A 6,945-nucleotide genomic window follows, 5' to 3' on the forward strand; every position below is an offset into this window, starting at 1 on the left:
AGCAAGGACGGGCCGGCCGCAGCCGGAGGACGACTGTGGCAAGGCCATAAACGTTACTCGCCATGTTAGTTTCCAGCCGCTTTGCCAGTTTGCTTTGGCATCCCGGCCGCTTCTCAAAATTCAATCCTCAGTGAGAATGGCGGCGCTGGCGCGACGACAATTAGCGCGATGGGAAGGCCGCCACATACCGTGCGCGTTTACACACAGGTGCTTGCGGCGAACCCAGGCGGCCAAGGCTGATGTGCTTAAGGGTATCAGGATGCCTCGTGCCTTGAGGAAGAGCGCGGGCACGTAACTGCGGCCGTAATCTCGTTCAGCGCGTACCTCTGGTGAGTGGGCATGGCCGGCCAGCGACACGACGCCGGTTTCGTCTGAGCAACATCGTGCCGGCAGAACGTCATCCGGTTTTGATTCGCTGGATGCGCATCACGCGATCCGAGGAGTCTAAATCGATCGCGAGCCGGATGCCGAGTGGCTTCCTGTCGATGATTGTCGTGGGTGAATAGATCCACCGTGTTGCGATCGGGCCGGGAAAAAGTTCGAGTGCTTCATCCGGCTCTCCGAGCAACAGCCTTACTTCCCTTCCGGACATGTTGGGCTCAATTAGCCGGCGAGCGACGCGTTCCCGGCGAAGCGGCCATGCAGCGTACGCGACTACCGCTGCGACGAGACCGGCCGCTGCCACAATGGCTGCGATCCGGGGCGTTGATCCTTGCGTGAAGAATTGTTGAAGGGCGGCCAGCAGCGCAGCGCTGATGCCGATCGTTGCGGAAAAGGCAAACCTGCCCAGACCCAAGTCCGAAGACCGGGTGGTGAGTAGGGCATCCTCTCCTGGCAACGGTGCCAGGTAGGAAGCGAGGTTGCTGACGATTCCCCCCTGTTGCTCCGGACGATCCTGCAACCGAACGTGCCACTCGCTTTCATCATCGAGGCTCACGAATAGCGACAAGCCGTCGTCGTAGGGAAGAAACGAGTAAGTCAGGAAGCGCCAGCTCTCTCCTCGCGGATGCAGCACGCCGTCGAAATCGGTGAACTCCCGCACGACCGTATATCGTCGATCGGGTTGAAGCATCCCATATCGCTGCGGCTGGCTCGTCCGCGACCATGTTCCTTTCGGGGACGGCCCTTGCATTCGTCGGTTCTCTTGCTGCTGCCGGACCTCGACTAATCACGAAACGGCACTGCTGGAAACCCGCATTGATGCAGCGGCGCGTTGCCACCCAGAACCTGCTGATCCGCTAATTATCAGCTTTCTCCGTCTCGGCGACCCTCTGGCGCGAGCCGCCTTGACGATTAACCTGGAAATGGCACACGCTGAGCGTAGAGACGCGCCATTCGCATCCCGAGGACGTAGCCATGCTGAAGACGTGCGGAGCCTTAACGCTGGTAGCTGGCGCGTTCCTCGCCAGTCCAACAATCGCCCAAACCTTGACGATCCCGACACCGGATGAGGCCAAGGATGCCGTGATCCGAATGATGGGCGACGCGGATCTCGCGCAGATGATGGCCAGCGGTCACGTAAAGATCGGCACTTGCAAAAAAGCGACGAAGGCGAAGCAAGGGGACGCGGTCGCATGCACGCTTGCCATCGTGATGGGCGCTGGATCATCGGAGACACAGGCGAACTTCTTTCGCGCGAACGGGCGGTGGACTGCGGAGCCGACACAGGAGGATCTGCCGTTCCCAGACCCCAAAGTGCAATGACGTAAACACCCTCTGTTCGTCGAGACGCTGCTGCGTTTGGTGTCGTACACAGCGCGAAACCGCGACCCGCTGAACAACAGCTCATGAAGTGCGCGACATTCGATCCCCTCTCCGAGACCCGAAAGCCTTTCGCATGCAGATCATCGTCCGCGACAACAATGTTGACCAAGCCTTGCGCGTTGAAAAAGAAGCTGCAGCGCGAAGGTGTCTACCGGGAGATGAAGCTGCGCCGGCACTATGAAAAGCCCTCCGAGCGGCGCGCCCGAGAGTCCGCGGCGGCGATCAGCCGCGCGCGCAAAGCCGACCGCAATCATCCGAGCTTGGCCATGAGCCGCCCGGCCGCCGCCTGCTCAGCCGCGAGATTGCGATTATAGGCAAGCGGCATCCGCGGCGACTTCCACCGCAAGGCATCCATGATGCCGGCGAGATCCTCGCCGCTCGTGAACAGGTCCTGGTTCAGCCCCACCCGCGTCGAGTGCGCGCTGATGCCCTTGAGCACGCGTTCGAGATCGTCGCTGGTCAGATCCGGTAGCGCCCCCCGATCGAACGCGCGCTGGATCATCGCCCGGTAGATCGAACCGACCGAGGCGGGATGCAGCGCCCCTGCCCCGACGTCGTATGCGACGCGCGCCGGCACGGCAGGCTTCGACAAGGTCTTGCGCAGATCCCAGGTTTCGAGGGCGGAGATGCTGTCGATGTGGCGCCCGCGCACCGCAGCGCGCGCCTTGCAGCGCCGCACGTTGACGCGGCGAAACACCGGCCCGGCCGCAATCTCGGCGACCTCGAGCCACGCCGTGATTGCGCGCACGGTGCGCGGACTGAGATAGGCAGTCGCCCCCTCCCCGTCCTGGTCACCTTTACTGCGTGGAATGCTGAGCAGCCGCGCTTCGGGATCGATCGCTTCGAGGATGTGCTCCACCTCAATCGCGACCAGTTCCGAGGCGCGAAGCCCGGTGTCGTAGCCGGCCGAGAGCAAGGCGCGGTCGCGCAAGCCCGGCAAATCCTCAGCGCAGCTTTCGAGCAGCGCGCGCACGTTGAGACCGCGCGGCGCATCGCGCTCGACGTTGCGCACCGGCCCCTTGAACCGCAGCGGCCGCGCCTGGCGTTGCGCGGTGCCGAGCCGCCGGCGGATCGCCTGCAGCCGCAGCTTGACCAGGGGGGCTGGGGTTGGATCCTTGAGATCGAGCAACTGGTGGATCTTGGCGATCGACGCCTTGTAGCGGCCGAGCGAGGCCGGCTTGCTTCCCTTCTCGGCGCGATGATCGAGGTAATCAGCGACAGTTTCCGGGGCGGCCGGCAACGCGGTACGGTCGTGGCGACGGCACCACAGGTCGAACGCCTCGAGGTCAGATTTGAGTGCACGGATGCTGTGCCGCGACGAGGCGGCTTGATACGCGGCGATCAGCGGTGCGTTGACGACGATCCGCTCGCCGGCGCGCATCCTCACCACCGTCCAAGAGAGATCGTCTGCCGGTACCGCAGCCGTTGACGTCCGGTTTTCCACCGTTGGCAGGGTGTTCATGTCGATCGATGCGGAGCCACTCATCAACGGCGGCTGTAGCGGACCTTATATAGCGGCGTCAAACATCGATAGGTGATAACTGCAATTATCGCGCACTAAACGATAGCAATATAGAAAATACCGTAACATATTTGCATGTAAATCACACAGTATAATGATATTTTACTAATTTCATTAAATCTACTTTCGACAAAAACACTGTTTTCTTCTCATCAATGACGGCGTAAGCCCCTCGTGCAGATGAACAGAGTGTGCTATTGCTACAGCGTTGCTTCCAAGCGGTCGGACCGTAATCCCGAAATCCGGCCACTCCGCTTTCATCAACCTCTCCGCTTCAGGTTAGCGTTTGGCGCCGAAAAACGCGACGGTTACCCGCCGCCAGATAGAAAATCGGATAAGCCGTCCCTTGATCGGCCCACCGAGTCACCAGACAGATCCTGACATCGGAAATGAATTTGATCGAAATTAGCGGTCGAACCCGCACAGGCTGATCCTCGTGCGGGCGGAGGCACGTATGACCCCGACCAAACTGCTCATCGGACAAATCCTTGTCGTGCTCGCCATCGTGTTGACGGGCGTCTGGTTCGCCACACAATGGGCTGCTGCGCACCTCGCCTATCAGCCCGAACTCGGCCGACCGTGGTTCGTAGCGTTCGGCCATCCAGTCTATGTGCCCTGGGCCCTGTTCGGCTGGTGGTTTTCGTTCGATGCCTACGCCCCGACGGTGTTCGAGGAGGCAGGTGCGATCGCCGCTACGAGCGGTCTGGTCGGATGCGCCGCTGCGATCTTCGGGTCGCTGTGGCGTGCGCGCCAGCGCAACAATCTCACCACTTATGGCTCGGCACGCTGGGCGGACCCGCGCGATATCCGCCGGGCAGGGCTGCTCACCGAAGCGGGCGTTTTTCTCGGGCGCGTTGGCCCGCGCTATCTCCGTCACGACGGTCCCGAACACATCATGGCGTTTGCGCCGACCCGCAGCGGCAAGGGTGTCGGCCTGGTCGTGCCCACGTTGCTGGGCTGGTCGGGATCGGCGGTCATCCACGACATCAAGGGCGAGAACTGGCAACTGACCGCCGGCTGGCGCCAGCGCTTCTCGCACTGCCTGCTGTTCAATCCGACCGATGCCCGCTCAGCACGCTACAATCCGCTGCTCGAAGTTCGCCGCGGCACCGACGAGGTCCGCGATGTCCAGAACATCGCCGACATCCTGGTCGATCCGGAAGGCGCGCTCGAGCGCCGCAACCACTGGGAGAAAACCAGCCACTCGCTGCTCGTCGGCGCGATCCTCCATATCCTCTACGCTGAGGAGGACAAGACCCTCGCCCGCGTGGCGTCGTTCCTGTCCGACCCGCAACGCCCGTTCGCTGCCACGCTCAAGCAGATGATGACGACCAACCATCTCGGGACACCTGACGCGCCGATCGTTCATCCCGTCGTCTCCTCGGCGGCACGGGAAGTGCTCAACAAGTCGGAGAACGAACGCTCCGGCGTGCTGTCGACGGCGATGTCGTTCCTCGGTCTCTATCGCGACCCCACGGTCGCGACGGTGACATCGCGGTGCGACTGGCGCATCGCCGATCTCGTCGAGGGCAAGTCGCCGGTCTCGCTCTATCTGGTCGTGCCGCCCTCCGACATCAGTCGCACCAAGCCGCTGATCCGCCTGGTGCTCAACCAGATCGGTCGTCGACTGACCGAGCATCTGCACGCCGAGAATGGCGCCAACGCTGCCGCCCGCCACAAGCTGCTCATGATGCTCGACGAATTTCCGGCACTCGGCCGTCTGGATTTCTTCGAGACCAGCCTCGCTTTTCTCGCCGGATACGGCGTGCGCGCCTTCCTGATCGCGCAGAGCCTCAACCAGATCGAAAAGGCTTACGGCGAGCACAACGCCATCCTCGACAATTGCCATGTCCGCGTGGCGTTCGCGACCAACGACGAGCGGACGGCGAAGCGTATTTCCGATGCGCTCGGCACCGCCACCGAACAGCGCGCGATGCGCAACTATGCCGGTCACCGGCTCGCACCCTGGCTGGCGCACGTCATGGTCAGCCGCCAGGAGACCGCCCGCGCCCTGCTGACGGCCGGCGAAGTGATGCAGTTGCCGGCGTCCGACGAGCTGGTACTTGTCGCCGGTACACCGCCGATCCGCGCCACCAAGCTGCGCTATTTTGAAGACAGCAATTTCAAGACACGCGTGCTCCCGCCGCCGGTACTCGCGGACGGCGATTATACTGATAGACCGCCTGCGCGCGCGGACGACTGGGCCGGGATTACCAGCAGCGTCGATGCACGCCTCAACGCTGAGGTCGACAGCGATAGCGGCAACGTCGGTGGTGGTCTGGAGCAGGCTCGGCATCCCGGACAGGAAGTCGATCGACCGGCATCACCTGAACCGACCACCGACGACCCGCTCGGCTTTGGCGACAACGATAGCGACGTAGCCGCCGACAGCCGAGCCATGGACCAGGCGCGGGCGCTGAGCGCTGCCCGAGCGGTCTACGGGATCGATGCGGGCGCCGACGGTTCGAACGGGCCTCGGCCCGGCAACCTGCAGCTGGATTTCTGAAATGAGCCCCGAGAAGATCCGCCACCAACTCTTCTTGCCCAAGCCGGTCAGCGACCGTCTCGAGGCGCTGGCCGCGAAACCCGGGGCATCGAAATCGGCAATCCTGACCGATGCCGTCACCGCCTGGCTCAACCGTCGCGGCGCCTCCGAGCTGGAGGACCGGTTCGGCATTCGCCTGGATCGCCTGACCGCGGCGATCGGACGGATCGAGCGCGACGGTCACATCCAGATAGAAACGCTGGCCCTGTTCGTCCGCTACGAACTGGCGATCCACGCGCCGCTCGCCGAGAACGATCATGCCGGTCGCGCACTTGCCGCCAAGCGGTTCGAAGCTTTCATCACGCAGGTCGGCCGGCAGATTGCCGCCGGGCGTAGAACCATCGGCGCCACGGAGCCCGGCCAATGACCGGTGGCATTTCCGCAGACCGTCGACGCGCGATGCTGCGCACAGCGATGGGGCCAGCGATCGCTGCGGCCCTGGCCGATCCTCGCGTCATCGAGATCATGGTCAATCCGGACGGGGCGTTGCGGCTCGATCGCCTCGGTGAAGGCCGATCCGATACCCACATCCGCATGGATGCGGACCAGGTCGAGCGGATCATCCGCCTCGTCGCGTCGCATGCTCGGGCCGAGGTTCACAGCGACGCGCCGATCGTCTCAGCCGAACTGCCGCCGCATATCGAGGGACGCGCTGGGGAGCGGTTCGAAGGCGTCTTGCCGCCCGTATCGACCGCACCCTGCTTCGCTATCCGCAAGCCTGCCGAACGGCTCTACAGCCTCGACGATTATGTGACCGATGGCATAATGGGCCAAGCGGCCGCAGACCGGCTGAAGGCCTGCGTCACGCAGCGCTACAATATCCTCGTCGCCGGCGGCACCAGCTCGGGCAAGACCACGCTCGCCAACGCGCTGCTCGCCGAAATGGCATGGGTCGACGAGCGCGTGATCCTGATCGAGGACACGCGCGAACTGCAGAGCCCGGCGGCCGACACGGTGGCGCTGCGCACGCGACCGGGCGTCGTCACGATGGCCGATCTCGTCCGCTCGACGCTGCGCCTGCGTCCCGATCGCATCATCGTCGGCGAGGTGCGCGGTCCCGAAGCACTCGACATGCTGAAGGCCTGGAACACCGGCCATCCCGGCGGCATCGCCA

General features: G+C 63.5%; 6 protein-coding genes and 1 pseudogene. 5 read left to right on the forward strand and 2 right to left on the reverse strand.

Annotation, left to right across the window (positions count from 1 at the left end):
* Positions 1-397 precede the first annotated feature (397 nt).
* Entirely contained in the window at positions 398-1,072 is a 675-nt protein-coding gene (locus tag EWE75_RS23360; RefSeq protein ID WP_165388510.1) for a DUF3601 domain-containing protein, read from the reverse strand.
* Between the two features lie 284 nt (positions 1,073-1,356).
* Between EWE75_RS23360 and EWE75_RS23365 the strand changes: the two genes are divergently transcribed.
* Both EWE75_RS23365 and rpsU read left to right on the forward strand, forming a co-directional pair.
* Entirely contained in the window at positions 1,357-1,704 is a 348-nt protein-coding gene (locus tag EWE75_RS23365; RefSeq protein WP_130160458.1) for a hypothetical protein, read from the forward strand.
* Between the two features lie 133 nt (positions 1,705-1,837).
* A pseudogene (gene rpsU, locus EWE75_RS23370) lies at positions 1,838-2,078 on the forward strand (30S ribosomal protein S21).
* Here the strand turns inward: rpsU and EWE75_RS23375 are convergent.
* On the reverse strand, positions 2,015-3,226 hold the full coding sequence (locus EWE75_RS23375) for a site-specific integrase (RefSeq protein WP_231708538.1): 1,212 nt from the start codon (positions 3,224-3,226) through the stop codon (positions 2,015-2,017). The pseudogene rpsU and the gene EWE75_RS23375 overlap by 64 nt on opposite strands.
* A gap of 514 nt (positions 3,227-3,740) precedes the next feature.
* Here EWE75_RS23375 and EWE75_RS23380 point away from each other — a divergent pair.
* The 3 genes from EWE75_RS23380 to trbB all read left to right on the forward strand — a co-directional run.
* Positions 3,741-5,792 carry a conjugal transfer protein TraG gene (locus EWE75_RS23380; RefSeq protein ID WP_130160460.1) on the forward strand — a complete coding sequence of 684 codons (2,052 nt, stop codon included), beginning with the start codon at positions 3,741-3,743 and terminating at the stop codon, positions 5,790-5,792.
* A gap of 1 nt (position 5,793) precedes the next feature.
* Entirely contained in the window at positions 5,794-6,198 is a 405-nt protein-coding gene (locus EWE75_RS23385; protein ID WP_130160461.1) for a CopG family transcriptional regulator, read from the forward strand.
* The coding region (gene trbB, locus EWE75_RS23390; RefSeq protein WP_130160462.1) for a P-type conjugative transfer ATPase TrbB at positions 6,195-6,945 on the forward strand (751 nt) is incomplete at its 3' end. The genes EWE75_RS23385 and trbB, both read left to right, overlap by 4 nt.

Origin of the sequence: Sphingomonas populi (assembly GCF_004208535.1) — a bacterium.
Taxonomy (GTDB): domain Bacteria; phylum Pseudomonadota; class Alphaproteobacteria; order Sphingomonadales; family Sphingomonadaceae; genus Sphingomonas; species Sphingomonas populi.

What these genes read in the sequence shown, in the direction of transcription:
- EWE75_RS23385 (WP_130160461.1), top strand. Translation starts at nt 5,794, where the DNA reads ATGAGCCCCGAGAAGATCCGCCACCAACTCTTCTTGCCCAAGCCGGTC.
- EWE75_RS23365 (WP_130160458.1), top strand. Translation starts at nt 1,357, where the DNA reads ATGCTGAAGACGTGCGGAGCCTTAACGCTGGTAGCTGGCGCGTTCCTC.
- EWE75_RS23375 (WP_231708538.1), bottom strand. Translation starts at nt 3,226, where the DNA reads ATGAACACCCTGCCAACGGTGGAAAACCGGACGTCAACGGCTGCGGTA.
- EWE75_RS23360 (WP_165388510.1), bottom strand. Translation starts at nt 1,072, where the DNA reads ATGCTTCAACCCGATCGACGATATACGGTCGTGCGGGAGTTCACCGAT.
- EWE75_RS23380 (WP_130160460.1), top strand. Translation starts at nt 3,741, where the DNA reads ATGACCCCGACCAAACTGCTCATCGGACAAATCCTTGTCGTGCTCGCC.